General features: G+C 65.3%; 12 protein-coding genes and 1 CRISPR repeat array. Of the genes, 4 read left to right on the forward strand and 8 right to left on the reverse strand.

The annotated features are described in order from the left end of the window. Positions 1–17: 17 nt before the first annotated feature. Positions 18–1,619 (reverse strand): carboxyl transferase domain-containing protein, encoded by a 1,602-nt coding sequence (locus DFR49_RS01335; RefSeq protein WP_119034249.1) that lies wholly within the window; start codon positions 1,617–1,619, stop codon positions 18–20. Between the two features lie 136 nt (positions 1,620–1,755). Here DFR49_RS01335 and DFR49_RS01340 point away from each other — a divergent pair, with 136 nt between their 5' ends. Beyond that, positions 1,756–3,840 (forward strand): M13 family metallopeptidase, encoded by a 2,085-nt coding sequence (locus tag DFR49_RS01340; protein WP_119034250.1) that lies wholly within the window; start codon positions 1,756–1,758, stop codon positions 3,838–3,840. 165 nt (positions 3,841–4,005) lie between these two features. On the opposite strand, the gene DFR49_RS01345 is transcribed toward DFR49_RS01340, so the two are convergent. Next, positions 4,006–5,163, reverse strand: coding sequence for an isovaleryl-CoA dehydrogenase (locus DFR49_RS01345; protein WP_119034251.1), 1,158 nt, complete (start codon positions 5,161–5,163; stop codon positions 4,006–4,008). Between the two features lie 136 nt (positions 5,164–5,299). Here DFR49_RS01345 and DFR49_RS01350 point away from each other — a divergent pair, with 136 nt between their 5' ends. Beyond that, a complete protein-coding gene (locus DFR49_RS01350) occupies positions 5,300–6,766 on the forward strand; it encodes an amino acid permease (RefSeq protein ID WP_119034252.1) in 1,467 nt (488 codons plus the stop codon). A gap of 9 nt (positions 6,767–6,775) precedes the next feature. Here the strand turns inward: DFR49_RS01350 and DFR49_RS01355 are convergent, their stop codons facing one another. Next, entirely contained in the window at positions 6,776–7,531 is a 756-nt protein-coding gene (locus DFR49_RS01355; protein ID WP_119034253.1) for a hypothetical protein, read from the reverse strand. A 341-nt stretch (positions 7,532–7,872) separates the two neighbouring features. Next, positions 7,873–10,548, reverse strand: coding sequence for an aconitate hydratase AcnA (acnA, locus tag DFR49_RS01360; RefSeq protein WP_119034254.1), 2,676 nt, complete (start codon positions 10,546–10,548; stop codon positions 7,873–7,875). A 257-nt stretch (positions 10,549–10,805) separates the two neighbouring features. On the opposite strand from acnA, the gene DFR49_RS01365 reads away from it, so the two are divergent. After that, the gene (locus DFR49_RS01365; RefSeq protein WP_245968188.1) at positions 10,806–11,684 is read left to right on the forward strand and encodes a CE1 family esterase; all 879 of its coding nucleotides are present in this window, start codon (positions 10,806–10,808) and stop codon (positions 11,682–11,684) included. A 163-nt stretch (positions 11,685–11,847) separates the two neighbouring features. Here the strand turns inward: DFR49_RS01365 and DFR49_RS01370 are convergent, their stop codons facing one another. Further along, the gene (locus DFR49_RS01370; protein ID WP_119034255.1) at positions 11,848–13,158 is read right to left on the reverse strand and encodes an SLC13 family permease; all 1,311 of its coding nucleotides are present in this window, start codon (positions 13,156–13,158) and stop codon (positions 11,848–11,850) included. 103 nt (positions 13,159–13,261) lie between these two features. On the opposite strand from DFR49_RS01370, the gene DFR49_RS22470 reads away from it, so the two are divergent. Continuing rightward, positions 13,262–14,119 carry a hypothetical protein gene (locus DFR49_RS22470; protein WP_425454899.1) on the forward strand — a complete coding sequence of 286 codons (858 nt, stop codon included), beginning with the start codon at positions 13,262–13,264 and terminating at the stop codon, positions 14,117–14,119. 41 nt (positions 14,120–14,160) lie between these two features. Next, positions 14,161–15,515: a CRISPR direct-repeat array (repeat unit 36 nt; unit sequence GTTGTGGTTGGCCCCCGATCTCTGAGGCGCTAAACC). Between the two features lie 72 nt (positions 15,516–15,587). On the opposite strand, the gene cas2 is transcribed toward DFR49_RS22470, so the two are convergent. Genes cas2 through cas9 form a run of 3 tightly spaced genes read right to left on the reverse strand, consistent with a single transcriptional unit; the run spans position 15,588 to position 20,105 of the window. Further along, on the reverse strand, positions 15,588–15,929 hold the full coding sequence (cas2, locus tag DFR49_RS01380; protein ID WP_245968189.1) for a CRISPR-associated endonuclease Cas2: 342 nt from the start codon (positions 15,927–15,929) through the stop codon (positions 15,588–15,590). Continuing rightward, positions 15,926–16,867 (reverse strand): type II CRISPR-associated endonuclease Cas1, encoded by a 942-nt coding sequence (gene cas1 / locus DFR49_RS01385; protein ID WP_119034257.1) that lies wholly within the window; start codon positions 16,865–16,867, stop codon positions 15,926–15,928. The genes cas2 and cas1 overlap by 4 nt, the downstream gene beginning before the upstream one ends. 22 nt (positions 16,868–16,889) lie before the next feature. Further along, entirely contained in the window at positions 16,890–20,105 is a 3,216-nt protein-coding gene (cas9, locus tag DFR49_RS01390; protein ID WP_119034258.1) for a type II CRISPR RNA-guided endonuclease Cas9, read from the reverse strand. Positions 20,106–20,551: the final 446 nt, after the last annotated feature.

The following is a 20,551-nucleotide window of genomic DNA, read 5'->3' on the forward strand; positions in this document are numbered from 1 at the left end:
GGGGCCATCGTTTCTCATCACATGCGGAACACGCCGAACGACGGGCGTTCGGGGATGGGGGCGTTGAGGGTGGCGGCGAAGGCTAACCCCAAGACATCGCGGGTTTGCGCCGGATCGATGATGCCGTCGTCCCACAGTCGCGCGGTGGCGTGCCAGGGGTTGCCTTCGTCTTCGTATTTTTCGCGGATCGGGGCCTTGAAGGCCTCGGCTTCTTCCGCGCTCCAGCTATCGGCGTCGCGGTGGACCGTCGCGAGCACGCTGGCGGCCTGTTCGCCGCCCATCACGCTGATCCGGCTGTTGGGCCATGAAAAGAGGAAGCGCGGCGAATAGGCGCGGCCGCACATGCCGTAATTGCCCGCGCCGAAGCTGCCGCCGATCAGGATCGTGATCTTGGGCACGCTGGCGGTGGCAACCGCGGTCACCAGCTTGGCGCCGTGCTTGGCGATGCCTTCGGCCTCGTACTTGCCGCCGACCATGAAGCCCGAGATGTTCTGGAGGAAAAGCAGCGGAATGCGGCGCTGGCAGGCGAGTTCGATGAAATGCGCGCCCTTGACCGCGCTTTCGCTGAACAGCACGCCGTTGTTGGCGAGGATCGCGACCGGCATCCCCCAGATATGCGCGAAGCCGCACACCAGGCTGCTGCCGTAGAGCGCCTTGAATTCGTTGAACTCGCTGCCGTCGACGAGGCGGGCGATGACTTCATGGACATCGTAGGGCGCGCGGACGTCTTCGGGGATGATACCGTAAAGGTCGTCGGCGGGGTATCGGGGCGGGCGCGGATCGGTGAGCGCGATGTCTGGCGTGCGATTGGCGGGGAGCGTCGAGACGATGTCGCGGACGATCGTGAGCGCGTGCTCGTCATTCTCGGCGACGTGATCGACCACGCCCGACTTGCGGCCGTGGGTATCGGCGCCGCCGAGTTCCTCGGCCGAGATGACCTCACCGGTGGCAGCCTTCACCAGCGGCGGGCCGGCGAGGAAGATCGTGCCCTGATTGCGGACGATGACGCTTTCGTCGGACATGGCGGGGACATAGGCGCCGCCCGCGGTGCAGCTTCCCATCACGCACGCGATCTGCGGGATGCCGAGCGCGCTCATGTTGGCCTGGTTGAAGAAGATGCGGCCGAAATGGTCGCGGTCGGGGAACACCTCGGCCTGATGCGGCAGGTTGGCGCCGCCCGAATCGACGAGGTAGATGCACGGCAGCCGGTTGGCCTCGGCGATCTCCTGCGCGCGGAGATGCTTCTTGACCGTCATCGGATAATAGGTGCCGCCCTTCACCGTGGCGTCGTTGCACACGATCATGACCTGCCGGCCGGAGACGCGGCCGATCCCGGCGATCAACCCGGCGCCGGGCACCTCGCCGCCATACAGGCCGCCCGCGGCGAGCTGGCCGATTTCGAGAAAGGGCGCGCCGGGATCGAGCAGCCGTTCGACGCGATCGCGCGGGAGCAACTTGCCGCGCGCGGTATGGCGGTCGCGCGAGGCTTGCGAGCCGCCCGCTGCGGCCCGGGCGACATCGGCGCGCAAGCGATCGGCCAGCGCGCGATTGTGCGCAGCATTGGTACGGAACGCATCGCTTTCGGGCGACAATTTGGTGTCGAGTAGCGGTGCGCTCATGGCGGTGCCCTGATCCTTCCCTCGGTATTTTTGTGGCCCTGCTAGACGCGTCCGCGCAGGAAGGGAAGCCGCTGGCGTTGGCCCGGCCCGCGGTGTAGTCCATCAGCCATATACGATATTCCGGGAAAGAGATGCCATGACGCGACGCCTGCTGCTTGCCGCCCTCCTCGCCACCGCTGCCACCGTCGCCGCCTGTAGCCAGGGCGACGAGCAGAACGACATCGCCAGGGTGGCGGCCGCCGGCACCACGATCGGAATCGATACGACCGGGCTGAACACCTCGGTCAAGCCCGGCGACAATTTCGACGAATATGCCAACGGCGGCTGGCGTGCGAAGACCGAGATTCCCGCCGATCGATCGAGCACCGGCGTGTTCCTGGAGGTGTTCAACAAGGCCGAGGCGAACAATCGCGCGATCATCGACGCCGCGGTGAAGGCCGAGGCCGCGCCCGGAACCGACCAGCGCCGGATCGCCGATTTCTACAACGCCTATCTCAACACCAAGGCGATCGAACAGCGCGGGCTGGCGCCGATCCAGGGCGAGTTGCAGGCGATCGCGGCGCTCAAGGACAAGACGCAACTGGCGACGATGCTGGGCGCGAACCTGCTTGCCGACGAAGACCCGATCAACGCGACCAGCCTGGGCAGCGAGAATCTGTTCGGGCTGTTCGTGACGCAGGCGCTGACGCAGCCCGACAAGACCGTGCCCTATCTGCTGCAAGGCGGGCTGGGGCTGCCCGATCGCGACTATTACCTGTCTTCGGCGCCCGAGATGCAGCAGATCCGCGTCGCTTATAAGAGCTATGTCGCGCAATTGCTCCAGCTTGCCGGCGTGAGCGACGCGCAGGCGCGCGCGGCGCGGATCGTCGATCTCGAAACCAAGCTCGCCAAGACGCATGCCGATCTCGAGACGACGAGCCAGATGTCGAAGGGACACGATCCCTGGACCAAGGCGGACTTCGCGAAGAAGGCGCCGGGGCTCGACTGGGAGGCGTTCTGGGCGGCGGCGGAACTGCCCGACCAGAAGGACTTCATCGTCTGGCAGCCCAAGGCGGTGACGGGCGAGGCCGCGCTGGTGGCGAGCGAGCCGTTGCAGACGTGGCAGGACTGGCTGACCTTCCACCGCATCAACACCGTCGCGACCGTGCTGCCCAAGGCGATCGACGACGCGCGGTTCGCGTTTTACGGCACCACGCTATCGGGCACGCCGCAGCAGCGCAGCCGCGACAAGCGCGCGATCGCCGCGGTGAACAACGCGCTGGGCGATGCGGTGGGCAAGCTCTATGCCGAGCAATATTTCCCGGCCTCGTCCAAGGCCGACATCCAGCACATGGTGCAGGGCATCCTGAAGGCGTTCGACACGCGCGTCGCCAATCTCGACTGGATGGCCCCGGCGACCAAGGCCGAGGCGCGCAAGAAGATCGAGACGCTGAAGGTCGGCATCGGCTATCCCGAGACGTGGCGCGATTATTCGGGGCTCGACATTCGTGCCGACGATCCGGTGGGCAATGCGCGGCGCGCGGCCAAGGCGGAATATCACCACCAGATCGCCAAGATCGGCAAGCCGGTCGATCGCGGCGAATGGTGGATGACGCCGCAGACGGTGAATGCGGTCAACCTGCCCTTGCAGAACGCGCTCAACTTCCCGGCCGCGATCCTCCAGGCGCCGTTCTACGACCCCAAGGCCGATCCGGCGGCGAATTACGGATCGATCGGCGCCGTCATCGGGCATGAGATCAGCCACAGCTTCGACAATAACGGCGCCGAATTCGATTCGACCGGCAAGCTGCGCAACTGGTGGACGCCCGAGGATCTGGCGCACTTCAAACAGGCCGGGCAGGCGCTGGCGGATCAATACAGCGCGTACGAGCCGCTGCCGGGGCTGCATCTGAACGGCGAACTGGTGCTGGGCGAGAACATCGCCGACGTCGCGGGGCTGACGGCGGCGCTGGAGGCGTATCACGCCTCGCTGGGCGGCAAGGAAGCGCCGGTGATCGCGGGGCTGACGGGCGACCAGCGCTTCTTCCTCTCCTTCGCGCAGAGCTGGCGGACCAAGACGCGTGACAAGGCGCTGCGCCAGCAGATCGCGACCGACGGCCACGCGCCGGGCAATTTCCGCGCGCTGACGGTGCGCAATCTCGACGACTGGTACAAGGCGTTCGACGTGCAGCCGGGGCAGAAACTGTATCTCGCGCCCGACAAGAGGGTGCATGTGTGGTGAGGTGAGTGGTGCGACTGCTATTGGTGGTTAGTGGCCGTCCCCCGTTTCGTGACCCCAGCGAAGGCTGGGGTCTATCTCTCTAGCAAGGCGGCCCGTTCGCTTCCGATAGGGTCATGGATGCCAGCCTTCGCTGGCATGACGGCAACTGGGCGAAAGCCGCCACCGCTACGCCCCGATCAATTCGCGGCCGATCAGGTAGCGCCTGATCTCGTTCGTTCCTGCGCCGATGTCGTAGAGCTTGGCATCGCGCAGGAAGCGTTCGACCGGCCATTCCTTGGTGTAGCCCGCGCCGCCGAGCGCCTGGATCGCTTCGAGCGCGGTTTTGACGGCGTTTTCGCTGGCGAGCAGGATCGCGCCGGCGGCGTCGAAGCGGGTCGTCTTGCCGGCGTCGCAGGCGCGAGCGACCGCGTAGACATAGGCGCGCGCGCTGTTGAGCGCGACGTACATGTCGGCGACCTTGGCCTGGATGAGCTGGAAGCTGCCGATCGGCTTGCCGAACTGCTTACGATCGCGGACATAGGGCAGCACCACATCGAGGCACGCCTGCATGATGCCGAGCGGGCCGGCGGAGAGCACCGCGCGTTCGTAATCAAGGCCGCTCATCAGCACGCCGACGCCGCCGCCGACCGGCCCCATCACGTTCTCGGCCGGGACTTCGCAATCCTCGAACACCAGCTCGGCGGTGTCGGAGCCGCGCATCCCCATCTTGTCGAGCTTCTTCGAGACCGAGAAGCCCTTGAAACCCTTTTCGATCAGGAACGCGGTGATGCCCCCGCTTCCCGCCGCGCTGTCGGTCTTGGCGTAGACGACGAGCGTGTCCGCCTCGGGCGCGTTGGTGATCCAGAATTTGGTGCCGTTGAGGATGTAGCGATCGTTGCCGCGCGCTTCCGCCTTGAGCTTCATCGAGACGACGTCCGAGCCCGATCCGGCCTCCGACATCGCGAGGCTGCCGACATGCTCGCCCGAGATCAGCCGGGGCAGGTATTTCGCTTTCTGCTCGGCGTTGCCCCAGCGGCGGATCTGGTTGACGCAGAGGTTGGAATGCGCGCCGTAGCTGAGACCGATCGAGGCCGAGGCACGGCTGACCTCCTCCATCGCGACGACGTGATCGAGATAGCCCAGCCCAAGCCCGCCCCATTCTTCTTCGACGGTGATGCCGTGCAGCCCCAGCGCGCCCATTTCGGGCCAGAGCGAGCGATCGAATTTGTTGTGCTCGTCGATATCGGCGGCCTTGGGCGCGATCCGGTCGGCGGCGAAACGGCGGGTCGTCTCGCGGATCATGTCGGCGGTTTCGCCCAGCGCGAAATCGAGCGCGGTTTCCATCAAATCCCTCCTAAGTATTTATAAAACTTATAAAACCCCACAAAGGTTGCGGAGTCGCTTCATATCCCTACCCTATGGGCAACCGCCCGGCGTTCATCAAGCGCCGGGCTTCGTTGTTTCTCATTTCGGGGGATCGATGGCCGATTTATTCCGTAAGAAAGTGATTGCGGTGGGCGCCGAGCAGCCGGGCGAGCACCGGTTGGCGCGCACCTTGTCTTGGCCGCATCTGGTGGCGCTGGGGGTGGGGGCGATCGTCGGCACCGGCATCCTGACGCTGATCGGGGTGGGGGCGGATCGCGCCGGGCCGGCGGTGATCGTGTCGTTCGTGATCGCCGGCGTGATCTGCGCGTGCGCGGCGCTGGCCTATGCCGAGATGTCGACGATGCTGCCAGCGAGCGGCAGCGCATACACCTACAGCTATGTCGTCTTGGGCGAGATCATTGCCTGGGTGATCGGGTGGAGCCTGATCCTCGAATATTCGCTGGTGGTCTCGACGGTGGCGGTGGGGTGGTCGGGCTATGCCTCGCCGTTGCTCGAAGGGCTGGGGTTTCCGCACGCGCTGACGCAGGGGCCGGAGCTTGGCGGGCTGATCAACCTGCCGGCGATCTTCATCATCGCGGTGGTGGCAGGGCTGCTGAGCCTGGGGACCAAGGAATCGGCGACGCTGAACGCGGTGCTGGTGGTGATCAAGATGCTCGCGCTGGCGCTGTTCGTCGTCGTCGCGCTGCCGCATTTCAACCCCGACAACCTGCATCCGTTCATGCCCTACGGCTTCGGCAAGGAAGCGCTGCCCGGCGCGGGCGGCGAGGTCGTCGCGCGCGGGGTGATGGCGGCGGCGGCGATCATCTTCTTCGCCTTCTACGGGTTCGATGCGATCTCGACGGCGGCCGAGGAGACCAAGAATCCGGGCCGCGATCTGGCGATCGGGATCGTCGGATCGATGATCGCGTGTGTCGCGATCTACATCCTGATCGGGGTGACGGCGGTGGGGGCGCTGCACTTCATCGAGTTCGCCAACAGCCCCGATCCGCTGGCGCTGATCCTGCGCGGGATCGACCAGCCGGTGGTGGCGACGATCCTGGCGGTGAGCGCGGTGGTGGCGTTGCCGACGGTGCTGCTGGGCTTCCTGTTCGGGCAGAGCCGCATCTTCTTCACGATGGCGCGCGACGGGTTGCTGCCGGCGAAGCTGGCGACGGTCTCGAAGCGTGGGGCACCCGTGAAGATCACGATCCTGACCGCGGTGCTGGTGGCGGTGATCGCGGGCGTGGCGCCGATCGATGCGATCGCGGCGCTCGCCAATGCCGGGACGCTCGCGGCGTTCACGGCGGTCTCGGTGTGCATGCTGGTGATGCGCCGGCGCGCGCCCGATGCGCCGCGGACCTTCCGCACGCCGATGGCGCCCGTCGTAGGGACGATCGCGATCCTGGGGTGCATCTATCTGTTCTTCAGCTTGCCGACGCGGACCGAATTGTTCTTCCTCGGCTGGAACGCGATCGGGCTGCTGGTCTATTTCGTCTATGGCCGCCCGCGCGCCGGCAAAGCCACCGAAGACGCCGTCGATCCCGAGGCGCTGCCCGAAAAGCCCGTCCTGCCCGCGGATTGACCGGGGTGATCAGTCGCGGGCCTTTTCGGTGAAGTCGAAATGGATGCGGACCCAGGTGTGGAGCATCGGCTTGCCGTCGATGCTCGGCGGGCGCACCTGGAATTGCCATGCGGCGCGGCGTAGCGCGTTGGCGAGGCCGGAGCCGGGCGGTGATTCGGCAAGCGCGCGGCAATTCTCGACGCGATAGCGCTCGGCCGTCTGGCAGGCGATCTCCGCCCAACTGCCGGGGCGGACCACCTTGGGCATGTAATAGGCAAGCTCGGCATCGCGCGGCTTGCGATACCAGTCGGCGGCGTAGAGCGTGGCGCCGCCCGGTCCTTCGCCGGGGCCGTAGGTCGAGGCGCTGTCGGCCGCCTTGCCCTCGCCACCGCCGGAGGCAATTTCGGGCGCGTCCTTGGGCAGCTTGCCGATGTCCGAGGCGCCGAACGCCTCTTTGCTGACGATGATCATCTTGAACGGGCTGGGCGCCGAGGCGTCGGGTGCCGGCGGCTTCGGCGGGCGTGGTGCGGGTGCCTCTCGCGCTGCGGTGGCGCGTTTCGGGCGCGGCTTGGGCGCGGCCTTCCTTTCGGATGCTTCGGCGGCGGGGCGCGAGCCCGAGACGTTGAACACCGACAGCCCCGTCGGCGCCATGCGCTGGAGGGGCGAATAGGACGACATGGTCAGGAAGAGCAACGCGAGCAGGACGTTCGCGGCGATCGCGAGCGCGAGCCCCGGCCCCCGGCCGCGGCGCGACGCCTGATAGGCCGGGGAGGAATAAGCCGCCATCGAGCGGGCACTTAGGCCGGGCGGCGGCGCGCGGCAATCGGCACGCGATCGAAGGCCGCGGCTTTCGGGAGTATCGGGAGTCCAGCGTCCGCCGGAGCGACGCGCTGGGCGAGGAAATGCCTTATTCCGTCATGCCAGCGCAGGCTGGCATCCATGTCGGTCGGTTATCGGGCCACCGTCCGTTATTTCTCGCATCAGACATGGACCCCAGCCTTCGCTGGGGTGACGGTCTGGGGCTGGGGTGGCGGGCTTGGGGAGCGGCTGGGCGTTGCCGGCCTCACCCTTCCGCCGCCTTTGCCGGCTCCCTCCCTCTCCCGAGGGGAGAGGGAAAGGGGGGCGGCTCAGTTCGCGGCGAGGTTCCTCAGCACGTATTGGAGGATGCCGCCGTGGAGGAAATATTCCAACTCGTTGACGGTATCGATCCGGCAGCGGGTGGCGAAGCGTTCGGTCTTGCCGTCGGCGCGGGTGAGGGTGACCTCGACATCCTGCCGCGGGCGGATGTCGCCGACGCCGTGGATGGTGAAGGTCTCCGAGCCGTCGAGCCTGAGCGTCTGGCGCGTCACGCCGTCCGCGAACTGCAAGGGGAGCACACCCATGCCGACAAGGTTCGAGCGGTGGATACGCTCAAAGCTCTCGGCGATCACCGCGCGGACGCCGAGCAGGATCGTGCCCTTGGCGGCCCAGTCTCGCGACGAGCCGGTGCCGTATTCCTTGCCCGCGACCACCACCAAAGGCGTGCCGTCGGCCTTGTGGCGCATCGCGGCGTCGTAGATCGGCATCACCTCGCCGTCGTATTTCGACATGCCGCCTTCGACGCCGGGAACCATCTCGTTCCTGATGCGGATGTTGGCGAAGGTGCCGCGCATCATCACCTCGTGGTTGCCGCGGCGGCTGCCGTAGGAATTGAAATCCTGACGGTTGACCTGATGATCCTGGAGGTAGAGCCCGGCGGGGCTGTCGGCCTTGATGCTGCCGGCGGGCGAGATGTGATCGGTGGTGATCGAATCGCCCAGGATCGCGAGCGGCTTCGCCTCGACGATGTCGGCGACGGGCGCCGGCGTCATCTCCATGCCCTCGAAATAGGGCGGGTTGGCGACATAGGTGGAGCCGGCGCGCCACTGATAGGTTTCGGAGCCGGTGACGTCGATGTCACGCCACCGCTCGTCGCCCGCATAGACGTTGCCGTAGCGGGCGCGGAACATCTCATTGTCGATATTGGCGTCGATCAGGTCGCGGACTTCCTGATTGGTCGGCCAGATATCTCGCAAGAACACGTCGTTGCCGTCGCCGTCCGTGCCGAGCGCGGAGGCTTCCATATCCTCGGTCACGGTGCCCTTGATCGCATAAGCGACGACGAGCGGGGGCGAGGCGAGGAAGTTGGCGCGCACATCGGGCGACACGCGGCCCTCGAAATTGCGGTTGCCCGAGAGCACCGAAGCGGCGACGACGTCGTTCTCGTTGATCGCCTTCGAGATCGCGGGCGCGAGCGGCCCGGAATTGCCGATGCAGGTGGTGCAGCCATAGCCGACGAGGTTGAAGCCGAGTGCGTTGAGATCGTCGGTCAGCCCGGCCTTGTCGAGATAATCGGTGACGACCTGGCTCCCCGGCGCGAGCGAGGTCTTGACCCACGGCTTGGGCTTGAGCCCCTTCGCGCGCGCCTTGCGGGCGACGAGGCCGGCGGCGATCAGCACGCTGGGGTTCGAGGTGTTGGTGCAGCTCGTGATCGCGGCGATGACGACATCGCCGTCGCCGATATCGTGGTTGAGGCCATCGACGGCGACGCGCGTCGGGCGCTGCTTGTCATAGACCTTGGAGAGATCGCCGTTGAACACCTCGTCGACCTTGTTGAGCGAGATGCGGTCCTGCGGGCGCTTGGGGCCGGCGAGCGAGGCGTGGACGGTCGACATGTCGAGTTCGAGCGTGTCGGTGAAGATCGGATCGGCGGCATTCTCGTCGTGCCACATGCCCTGCGCGCGGCAATAGGCCTCGACGAGCGCGATCTGATCGTCGCTGCGGCCAGTGAAGCGCATGTAATCGATCGTCTTGGCATCGACCGGGAAGAAGCCGCAGGTCGCGCCATATTCGGGCGCCATGTTGCCGATCGTCGCGCGATCCGCGAGCGTCAGCGTGTGCAGGCCGGAGCCGTAGAATTCGACGAAGCGGCCGACCACACCCTTCTGGCGCAGCATCTGCGTGACGGTGAGGACGAGGTCGGTCGCGGTGATGCCTTCGCGCAACGATCCCGTCAGCTTGAAGCCGACGACCTCGGGGATCAGCATCGACACCGGCTGGCCGAGCATCGCGGCCTCGGCCTCGATCCCGCCGACGCCCCAGCCGAGCACGCCGAGGCCGTTGATCATCGTCGTGTGGCTGTCGGTGCCCACCAGCGTATCGGGATAGGCGACCGGTTGCCCGTCCGGCCCCTTCGAATGCCATACCGCCTGGCCGATATATTCGAGATTGACCTGGTGACAGATGCCGGTGCCGGGAGGCACGACCTGGAAATTGTCGAGCGCCTTCGAACCCCATTTGAGGAATTCGTAGCGCTCCATGTTGCGCTGATATTCGAGCGCGACGTTATCCTCGAATGCCTTGGGGGTGCCGAATTCGTCGACCATCACCGAGTGATCGATGACGAGGTGGACGGGCACCTGCGGGTTGATCTTCTGCGCGTCGCCGCCGAGTTTCCGAATCGCGTCGCGCATTGCCGCCAAATCGACCACGCAGGGGACGCCGGTGAAATCCTGCATCAGCACGCGCGCCGGGCGATACTGGATCTCGCGATCCGAGCGGCGATCCTTCTGCCAATCGACGATCGCCTGGAGATCCTCGGTCGTGACGGTCTTGCCGTCCTCGAAGCGCAGCAGGTTTTCCAGCAGAACCTTCATCGAAAAGGGCAGCCGGCTGATGTCACCGAGCTTCTCGGCCGCCTTGGCAAGGCTGTAGAAGCCGTAGGTGGTGCCGGCGGCGTCGAGCGTGTCGCGGGTGCCGAGCGTGTCCTGGCCAATGGCGGTCATGCGGGTATTCCCTTTCTCTTGTATCGAGCCAACGCGTACGTCGCGGACTAAGGTCCGCGCGGGCGCCGGCAGCTTGCGAATGCGGGGCTCGCGGGCGCCTTAGCAAGCCGCGCGCGGTTGGGGAAGGGGAGCGGGGCCATCCGACGGCACCCCTTGCTCCCGCGTGCCCGCGAGGGGAAAAGGGGCGAAACAACACCATCGGGAGAAGGCCGATTCCGTTCCGTCCGCTGCTCGCCTGCATCGCCGCCGCCGGCACTTTGTCGATCGCCTCGACCGCGCATGCCGCCACCCGCTGCGACATCGGCGCGCCCGGGACGACCGCGCGCATTCCGATCGGGGATAGCGGGCGGCCGATGCTGGTGCATCTGCCCCGGGGATACGATCGGGGGGAGGCACTGCCGATCGTCTTCCTGCTCCACGGCAGCACGGCGACGGGCGCCGAGATGCTGCGTGAATCGGGGCTTGAGGCGACCGCGGACACGCATGGCTTCATTCTCGCCGCGCCCGATGCCGGAATTCCCGTGGGGCGAGGATTCGTGTGGAACATCCCCGGCGTGCCGACGGTGACGGGGACGATCCCGACCAAAGACGATCCCGATGACGTGGCCTATCTGACGACCGCGCTCGACTGGCTGGCGGCTGAGGGCTGCGCGGACGATGCGCGGGCCTATGTCACCGGGCTGTCGGGGGGCGGGCGGATGACGTCATGGCTGGGCTGTGTCGCGGCCGACCGGTTCGCGGCGATCGCGCCGGTGGTGGGTCTGCGCGCGGGCAACCCCGATGCCGACGACCCGTCGCGGCCCGATCCCGCGACCTGCGCGCCCGCCGCGCCGATGCCGGTGATCGCCTTTGCCGGCGACGCCGACAAGACCAATCCCATCCAGGGCGGCGGCGCGGGATATTGGCACTATACGATGCACGCCGCCGAGCAGCGCTGGGCCGCGCTCAACGGCTGCACCGCTGCGCCGACGACGCGCTGGGCGGCAGACGGCGTCTACGAGGAGCGCTATACCGGCTGCCGCGACGGGGCCGACGTCGCGGCGCGGATCACCGTCGGCGGCGGCCATGCCTGGGTGGTCGACAACGACGCGATGTGGGCGTTCCTGTCGGCGCATCGGCGGGCCGATCGGCTCTGAGAGTCCGTTTGAGAATGCGCCTTTCGGCGCATGGCGGCACCGGCCCGCTTCCCCACCCGACCACCCATAGGATAATCGCATTGGGTGGCCGGGTGGGGGAGCGGGCCGGTGCCGCCACGGAAATCGCTCTTCCGCGATTTCTCAAGCCGACTCTGAGCGCTCTTCAAAACGGGAAGAAGGTGTGGATCGCGGTGACCGCGACGACGAAGGTGATGAGGTTGAGCGGCAGGCCGACGCGCACGAAATCGAGATATCGATATCCCCCCATCTGATAGACGATCACGTTGGTCTGGTAGCCGAACGGGGTCGCGAAGGCCGCGCTGCCCGCCATCATCACCGCGACCAGGAACGGGCGCGGGCTGACGCCGAGGCTTTGCGCGAGCGCGACGGCGATCGGCGTCATCAGCACTGCGACGGTGGCGTTCGAGAGCAGTTCGGTCGTCACCATCGTGATCAGATAGAGGAGGCACAGTACCGCGAGCGGGCTGAGGCCGTCGACACTGCCGATCAGCAGCCTGGAGGCGGTGTTGGCGAGCCCACTCTGTTCCATGCCGATGCCGATCACCACCATGCCGGCGATCAACACGAGGATCTCGGGCTTGAGGCCGCTATAGGCCTCGTCGGCGCTGATCACCCGCAGCAGGATCAGCAGCACCGCGCCGGTGAAGGCGGACGCGGCGATCGGCACCACGTTGAATGCCGCGAGCGCGATCGCCCCGGCGAAGGTCACGAGCGCGACGGCCGCCTTGAGCGGGGCCAACGGGCGTCGTTCGGCGAACAATTGCGCATCGCCGACCTGCCCGCTTTCGATCAGCGGTTCGGCGATCGTCGGGACGCCGCGCTTGACCTCTCTTACGCCGTCGTCGCGGCCGAACAGCCGCCCGCTGACGAGAAAGAGGTAGAGCCCGCCGACCAGCGCCATCGGCAGCCCGACGGGTGTGATCTCGAAAATGCCGAAACGCGGCTGGCCGGCGATCCGCGCCATATCGTCGACCAGCAGGTTGGTCGAGGTGCCCACCAGCGTGCAGCACCCCGTCAGCACCGCGATATACGACAGCGGCAGCAGGTAGCGCTGCGGCGAGAGCTTGAGCGCGCGGGCGACGTCGCGCACCACCGGCGCGCCGAGCACGACGATCGGCGTGCTGTTGAGGAAGCACGATACCCCGCCGATCATCGTCAACAACAGCCAGATGCCGGCATTGCCCCATCGGCGGCACATCCGCACCGCGAGGGTGATCGCGCGATCGAGCAGGCCCGACAGTTCGAGCGCGTAGGCGATCACGAACAGCGAGGCGAGCGCGACGATCGCGGGGCTGGCGAAGGCGCCCTGGATGTCGATCGGCCGCACCGCGCCGGTGATCAGCAGCACCGCGGCGCCGGACAGCGCGACGACGTCGGCGCGTATCTTGTCCCAGATCAGCGCCGCGACGACCGCGGCGAGGACGAACAAGGTCAGGATCTGGTCGACCGTCATGTCCGCCCTGCCTCACGCACGCAGAGGCGGGTTGTCAATGCGTCAGACGCCGCGCGCGGCAATTCGGGCTGGAGCGCGCGGCCGAATTTGCTATCAGGTGATCATGCGGGAACCGAGTGTCAGGGCCAGCCGGTTGGCGATCGCGGGCGGCGCGGCCGCCACGATCGCGATCGGCGCCGCCGGGTTCTTTCTCGGCCGCGCCACCTATCCCGCGCCCGAGCCGATCACCCCCGTAGTGATCGAGGCACCTGCGCCGCGGCCATCACCCACGCCGGTTTTGCCGTCGGTGTGGGGGCGAAGCGAGATCGTCGACCTCGCCGTTGCCGCGAGCGATGCGCTGACCTCGGGCAAGCCGCTTCCCGATCTGGCGAACGAGGCGGTCGGCCAGCGGCTCGATCTCGTCATTCCGTTCGGCTGTTCAGGGCCGGCGGACGAGACCAGCCATGCGCCGCTGCGCTGGCGATACGATGCGCAAGACCGGGCGTTGCGTATCCATGTCGAGCCGACGCAATGGTCGGGGGCCGATTGGGCGCTGGCCAAGGAACAGGCGGCGGCCTCGATCGAAGGTTTCTGGATTCCGCGGCCCTGGTCGACGAGCGACGCCTGCCCGCGGCGGACCCAGGCGGGGGCGAGCGGCACCGAGACCGTCCTGCTGCCGGGACAGACGCTGGCGGTGGCGCAATTCACCGGCGACGACGAGCGTGTCTTCGATACCGTGCAGCGCGTCACGCCCGACGAATTCGACGTGTCGCAAGGGCTGCGGCTTCGCCTGCGCGGACGTATCGACCGCGTGCCCGGCGCCGGTGCGGTCCGCTGCATTCAGCCGGCGGGCAGCGAGCAGCGCCCGATCTGCGTCGTTGCGATCTCGCTCGACGAGGTGCTGATCGAAAATACCGCGACGGGCGCCGTGCTGGCGACCTGGTCCGTCAGCCGCCCGCGCCAAGGCGCGCCCGATCTTTGAGGCGCTAAACCCGGCGCCAATTACATCCAGCGCGGCAACCAGTTGCGGTTGGCCCCCGATCTCTGAGGCGCTAAACCACTGCCTGCTGCGCGACCTGCGGCTTATGCGTTGCGGTTGGCCCCCGATCTCTGAGGCGCTAAACCAACCGCGCCTGCGCGTCGAGAAGCGCGGTAGTTGCGGTTGGCCCCCGATCTCTGAGGCGCTAAACCCTCCCTCACCAGCCCGGTGCGATGCCCGGTGTTGCGGTTGGCCCCCGATCTCTGAGGCGCTAAACCTTTCGATCCCAGGGCGATCCGCACGATCAGTTGTGGTTGGCCCCCGATCTCTGAGGCGCTAAACCCGGCGGATATTTTACTGGATTACGTTTGGTGTTGTGGTTGGCCCCCGATCTCTGAGGCGCTAAACCTTGACGCATGGTATATCACGGCGATTAACGGTTGTGGTTGGCCCCCGATCTCTGAGGCGCTAAACCATCAACACCCTTCTGCTTGTCCACCGTGATGTTGTGGTTGGCCCCCGATCTCTGAGGCGCTAAACCCCTGATCCACCCTCACCGCTGGAGCCTGCGGTTGTGGTTGGCCCCCGATCTCTGAGGCGCTAAACCGATCGTGGACAGGTGCGCCATTGCCGTGGCGTTGTGGTTGGCCCCCGATCTCTGAGGCGCTAAACCCGGCGCGATGCCGGCGGCGGCCGACGTCGAGTTGTGGTTGGCCCCCGATCTCTGAGGCGCTAAACCCCGCGCCGCCGCGAGCTGGCGCAGTCCTGGGTTGTGGTTGGCCCCCGATCTCTGAGGCGCTAAACCTCCGTCGTCGGCGAGCTGGCGGACGATATCGTTGTGGTTGGCCCCCGATCTCTGAGGCGCTAAACCGCTATGGCCGAGCGGACGCGGTGCCGTTCGGTTGTGGTTGGCCCCCGATCTCTGAGGCGCTAAACCCGCAACCTGCTCGAACAGCGGATAGCGAATGTTGTGGTTGGCCCCCGATCTCTGAGGCGCTAAACCGCCGGTGTTGCGCGGCGCCGGCGTCGGCACGTTGTGGTTGGCCCCCGATCTCTGAGGCGCTAAACCTCGCCTTGGCGAACGTATAGACCTCCTGGGGTTGTGGTTGGCCCCCGATCTCTGAGGCGCTAAACCCAAGTCGTCTTTGGCGATGAATGCGCTAGGGTTGTGGTTGGCCCCCGATCTCTGAGGCGCTAAACCGGCGTGGCGGAAGCGAGCGCGAAGGCGATGGTTGTGGTTGGCCCCCGATCTCTGAGGCGCTAAACCCATCCGAACGTCAGGGCGAGCGCGCAAGGTGTTGTGGTTGGCCCCCGATCTCTGAGGCGCTAAACCACCGGCACCCCCACGCCTTGGCCGTTGGTTGTTGTGGTTGGCCCCCGATCTCTGAGGCGCTAAACCGGATGCGCCAGTAACTTATTGATCATGTAAGAAAAATTGGCACATCCGGAAGCCTTGTTCCGAGCATGCGAATCAGAACATGACAAGCTGGTCCGGATTCTTCCGCGGGCGCTTGCGCCGCTGGCTCGAGAATCGGACGATGTTCTCATATTGCCTGTCAGTGAAGGTGAGGATGTGCACATCGCCTTTCTCCGGCAGGCTGCGCTCGATGCGCGAGAGGTGCGAGTCGAAGCTTTCCTTGCCGTTGCAGAATCGAGCATAGACCGAAAATTGGCTCATCTCAAAACCTTCGTCTTGCAGGAACTCTCGGAACTTGGCCGCGTCTCGCATCTGTTTTTTGGTGCCGACTGGCAGGTCGAACATGACGAAGATCCACATCAGCCGATATCCGCTCAGATAGGAGGGGTTGGTCACTCGCTCGCCTCGTCGCTTTCATCGCTTCGGGCGAGCGCTGCCCATTCGATGGGTGTCGGGGGATCGAATATCGCAAGCGATGGACGCCCAGTCTCGAACGCGCGCGCAAGCGATTGCGCGAGTCGTACGGCCGCGATCGAAACGGGCGATGCTTCGCCGCCGATCCGCAAATCAAACGCGATCAGCCTGGCGAACTGCCGTTTGAGCTTCGGATCGAGGGTATCGAGCCCCCGGGCGATCATAGCGACGACGAGCGCATCAACCAGAGGACGGAACGGCTCCACCAGATCATCCGCCAACACGAAGGCGTTGCCCCGATTGGCGTGGTTGATGCCGATCGTCGGATGGAGGCCGGCGGCGATCACTGCCCGAGCAACGGTCGCCCTGATCACCGCATAGCCGTAGTTGAGCAATGCGTTCGCACCCGGGCTATTGCGGTCCCGCCGGAATTCGGCACCCATCAGCAAAGGCCAATAGCGGCGCGCGGCTTGCGCCTCGAGATTGTCCGAATCGCCCGACTTGACGCGCCGCGCGATCAAAGGAAACGCCTCCGCGCCCGCAATGCCGCGTGTGGCCAGCAGCGATCCCTGCATCGCGATCTTGGCCGTCACGATCCGGCGCCAAAGTTGCTTGCAGAGCGGCTTCGACGCACCCCACTGGGCGCGGAAGCGGGCGTTCTGGGCGTGATGCCCCTCGATCGGCAGGGTGACAGCGACCGGCGAATGGTTCGATCCGCAGAAGACGACCGGCGCGCCACGCTCGGCCAGAGCCGCGACTAGATTGGCGCTCCAGGTGGTGCCGTGGGCGTGAACGATCACGGCATAGATATCGTCGAGCGCGATCCGGCCTACTTCCTCGCGCTGCTCCTCCACGACGAGGAAGCCCCGATAGAGCGAGAGATGGCGACCGTCCGTGGCGATATCGACGATGCGGTCCATGGTGGAATCCCTCGCCTTTTCGCTATGTTCGAGGACCGGGATCGAAGAGACGGCCGAGAGGATCGACACGAACCTGGCGGGCCTTGGCCTTCACAATGCTACGCCCCGAGAGATAGACATATTTGAAGGGGTCGCGGTCGTTCGACAGGCCGTCCCGCTCCTTGAGATTACCGGCCTCCTGCGCGGCAGCGAGCGTAAGGCGGCCCCGGACGTTAAAGCCGACCACGCGCAGGATCTCGCGTGGTTCTCCATTACGCTCAACGGCAAGAAGATCGTTCTGGCGCAGGGTAAGCAACCGCTTTGCAGCGGGATGGGGACGATCGTCCTGCTTGTGCTGATGCGCTTCGAACATGGTGACGACACGCGTCTTTAGGCCGCCGTCAGGGAGCTGCCACAACTCGAAGCGCGCGTTCGCATCGCCCTTATAGGCCTTGTACGCGCGACCCGAAGCATCACGGATCGGAATGACGTTCAGTGGCTCGCGCACGCGAACGCGGCGGATGCCCCCGAAGACGGGATGCGTGTCGCGGAAGCGCTGAAGTGCCGCCTCGAACGACTTCCCGGTGAGATCGCGCGTCCATTCGTACAGTGCGTCGCGCAGTGCCCGATCGGGGATGCGATCCGGATTGGTCAGATCGCCCGGCTTGAGACTGGCGAGCGGCACGCGGTGGACCACGATCGGTGTTTTGCCGTCCGCCGCCACGTCGCCGGTAAGGCCATATGCGGTGTCGTTGTGCAGGCGCCCGGCCGTCACGTCGCGATGGCGCGAGGGGCGGCCCTTGCGCCCGTGATCGGCCTTGTGGCTGACCGTGACGCGCAAGAGCTTCTCGCCCAGTTCCTCACGAAAGCCGCTCCACGGTTGCTCGATATCGACGGTCAAGCGGTCGAGATCGCGATCCTCGGCTTCCCCCGCTGCGCGCGCGATCTTCTGGAGCGTGGCGCGTGTCGTGACGGCTACAACTGCCGCATCGATGGCATGATGGCGGTGATCCAGCCGGTTCTTCGGTGCGTTGCTATGTTCGTTTTCGACGTAATTATGATCGGGCAACAAGCTGTTGAGTCCCCATTTGCGCCGCAGCATCGCGGTCATCCGGCCGGGCACCACGTAGACGCAGCCATCCTCCTTCGTCGGATAGAGGCTGCGCAGATATTTGCCGGCCAGTCGCGAGAGATACTGGGTGTCGGTCAATTGCCGCGCGAGAAAGCCGCCGTCCTTCTCGAACCGCGCCATTGCTTCGGGCCCGAAGCGCCATTGCTTCGATTTACGAAGGTGCGCCACCTGCGCCGTGATCCGATCCCAACGCTCGGGATCAGAGCCCCACCGTTCGTATGGCGTTTTATTGCCCTTGGCACGGTTACAATTGCGATGAGCCACGACCTTATTGGCAGCACTATCGTCGAGCGAACGAGAGTAAGGAATGATGTGATCGATATCGACCTCGTCCGAAAATAGCGCGCGAAAACCGATCAATTTTCCAGAATCGCCACAATAAGGACAAAACCGATCAACGAGGTTGCCGGAGAGTTCTTCCCAAAGCTTGAGCCGCGCACGATTGGTGCCCGTATCGTCTATGCCTTCTTCGATCAACTTTCTGGACCGTGCTTGCGCATCGGCCGTATTCTTGCGAATGCGCCGGTTGTGCTCGTCCTTGTCTTTTTCGCTGAGGTTCAGTTCGCGCGCGAGCTCGACGACGATCTGGTCGGGCCGGCCGTGGACGGTGATGATCGCGTTGATGAGCTTCTCAAGCTGACGCAGCCCGATATGAACCGTGGGATTGGTTATCTTGCCCCAATAGCGCTCCATCTTTTTCTCGCGGCGACCGCCCTCCAGATCGCGGGGATCGAAGGTCCCGGGCGGAATGTCGCGTGACAGCAGCTCGCCATAATAGGGCAAACGATCGAGAACCTCTCCGGTGCGATCGTCGCTATGATGCCAGCCGCAGGCTTCGACCGCTTGACTGTAAGTGATTGGCGCGCCGTTTATTTCGCGAGTCTTCAATTGTTCGAGGATGCGTCGCGTCGCGATCTCGCCCAGCCGCCCGAACCCTTCGGGAAGGGGAGCCTTGGCAACAGCGTCTGCCGTCACCTCGTCCAGCCCGCAAGTGACAGTCAGATACGCGTGCAGCGTCTCGGGGTCTTCCTCGTCGATCAGCCTTTCGATGATCTCCCACTGCGCTTCGGGCGTCTTGTGGTGCCAATCGCCGCCGAAACGCTTCTTGTCGCCAAGCACCGCGCGCACTTCGTTACCCGTCAGGTCGGTGCGCGTCTCGTTCGCCTTGTTGAAGCTTTCGCCCGGCTGCAGTTTGAGCGTCTTGGCCAAGGAAGCGAACGACACTTTGCGCTTGTCGCGTAACGCCAGGATCAGCTTGTCGCGCTGGTCGAGGGTCAGCTTGCGAGGCGCTTCGCCCGGCGTGGTGATCTCAAGCTGGTTGACCTCCTCGTAGAGACGTCGCTCCTGAAACAGCGGATGCGCCTTAGGAAGCCGGCGCTCGTCGCGTGCTATGCCATATCGTCCCGCGAACAGGCACACGCCGACTTCGGGCTCCTTGAGCGGGCGCTGATAGAACAGCACGCGGTGGAGCGCCGCGCGTGCCTCTTCGGTGAGCAGAGTCGGATGATACCCAGTCTGCTCCTCCCAGATGCGCTGGAACTCATATTCGATATGCCGGCGCTGAGGGTAGAAATCGTAGCCCTGGCTCTCGCCGTTGAGCCGGACGCGCTTCTCCGCGCGGCCGGCGAGGAACTGGCCGAGCGTGTCCGCCTTCGCTTCGGCCATTGCCTGGTCGAGCGCCTTGGCGCCGTTGGCGATCTTGCCGTCCTCGCTGCGCCGCTCGGCCTTGCGGTTGGATAGGAAGCCTCGACGCTGGTTGAGATGGAAGAGCGCGCGGCCGATCGCATACGGCTCCAGCCGTTCGGTCAGCGCGCGGGCGCGGATCGAATAGGGATCCCGTGCCGCGATCAGCCTAGCCTCATCTGCATCGACAGGCATCAGTCCATATTGGATCAAAGTATCGAGGAATACCGAGCGCCGACGAAGATAACGGTCGCGACGCCGCCGCATCGCCCGCGCTGTTCGGCGGTCGACCGCAAGACTTGCACCGGTCTTGGGATCGCGCCCATCGCTGAATATACGGACGCCGATGTCGAGAACGCGAATCCCGATCGTATGTTCTTCGTCGAATTCCACCAGGCACCAGCCGATGCTGTTGGTGCCGATATCGAGCCCGAGTCTGCGCATATTCCATCCCCCTTTGAAACTTTTGCACTTCTTGTGCTGCGTGGGCAATGTTGTTCTGCCTCCGAAACTGCATCATCCCTACCCGCAGGGCGCCACCCGCTTCCATTGCTTAAAGTATTCTAGGGGATTGACAGGCCAGATCTCCTCAGAGGATTAATCGCTCATGTACTCTGCTGGCGATGGCGATGGCGACCGGGGTCCAAACTGCGTCCGCCATCGCCTAGCGGCTGACAGGCTGCGAAGACCATAGTGCAGAGGAAGCGGAGGTCCAAACCCATTCCCGCCCTAGAAACTGGTGCATCATCTTCGGGTTATGCCAAAGCATTCTAGTTGCGGTTGACCCTTGACAGTCTCTTGTGGGGATGAAATTCTATCCGCCTCAGAGATCGCGGGCCAGCTGTTAACAAGCAGCTTGACTGCACCAAATAAGGACGGGGCTACGGCCC

Source organism: Hephaestia caeni (assembly GCF_003550065.1).
In the GTDB taxonomy this organism is placed as follows: Bacteria; Pseudomonadota; Alphaproteobacteria; order Sphingomonadales; family Sphingomonadaceae; genus Sphingomonas; species Sphingomonas caeni_A.

Excerpts from the sequence above, each read along its gene's own strand:
- cas9 (WP_119034258.1), bottom strand. The coding sequence starts at position 20,105 with ATGCGCAGACTCGGGCTCGATATCGGCACCAACAGCATCGGCTGGTGC.
- DFR49_RS01370 (WP_119034255.1), bottom strand. The coding sequence starts at position 13,158 with ATGACGGTCGACCAGATCCTGACCTTGTTCGTCCTCGCCGCGGTCGTC.
- DFR49_RS01355 (WP_119034253.1), bottom strand. The coding sequence starts at position 7,531 with ATGGCGGCTTATTCCTCCCCGGCCTATCAGGCGTCGCGCCGCGGCCGG.
- DFR49_RS01335 (WP_119034249.1), bottom strand. The coding sequence starts at position 1,619 with ATGAGCGCACCGCTACTCGACACCAAATTGTCGCCCGAAAGCGATGCG.
- DFR49_RS01350 (WP_119034252.1), top strand. The coding sequence starts at position 5,300 with ATGGCCGATTTATTCCGTAAGAAAGTGATTGCGGTGGGCGCCGAGCAG.
- acnA (WP_119034254.1), bottom strand. The coding sequence starts at position 10,548 with ATGACCGCCATTGGCCAGGACACGCTCGGCACCCGCGACACGCTCGAC.
- DFR49_RS22470 (WP_425454899.1), top strand. The coding sequence starts at position 13,262 with ATGCGGGAACCGAGTGTCAGGGCCAGCCGGTTGGCGATCGCGGGCGGC.
- DFR49_RS01340 (WP_119034250.1), top strand. The coding sequence starts at position 1,756 with ATGACGCGACGCCTGCTGCTTGCCGCCCTCCTCGCCACCGCTGCCACC.
- DFR49_RS01345 (WP_119034251.1), bottom strand. The coding sequence starts at position 5,163 with ATGGAAACCGCGCTCGATTTCGCGCTGGGCGAAACCGCCGACATGATC.
- cas1 (WP_119034257.1), bottom strand. The coding sequence starts at position 16,867 with ATGGACCGCATCGTCGATATCGCCACGGACGGTCGCCATCTCTCGCTC.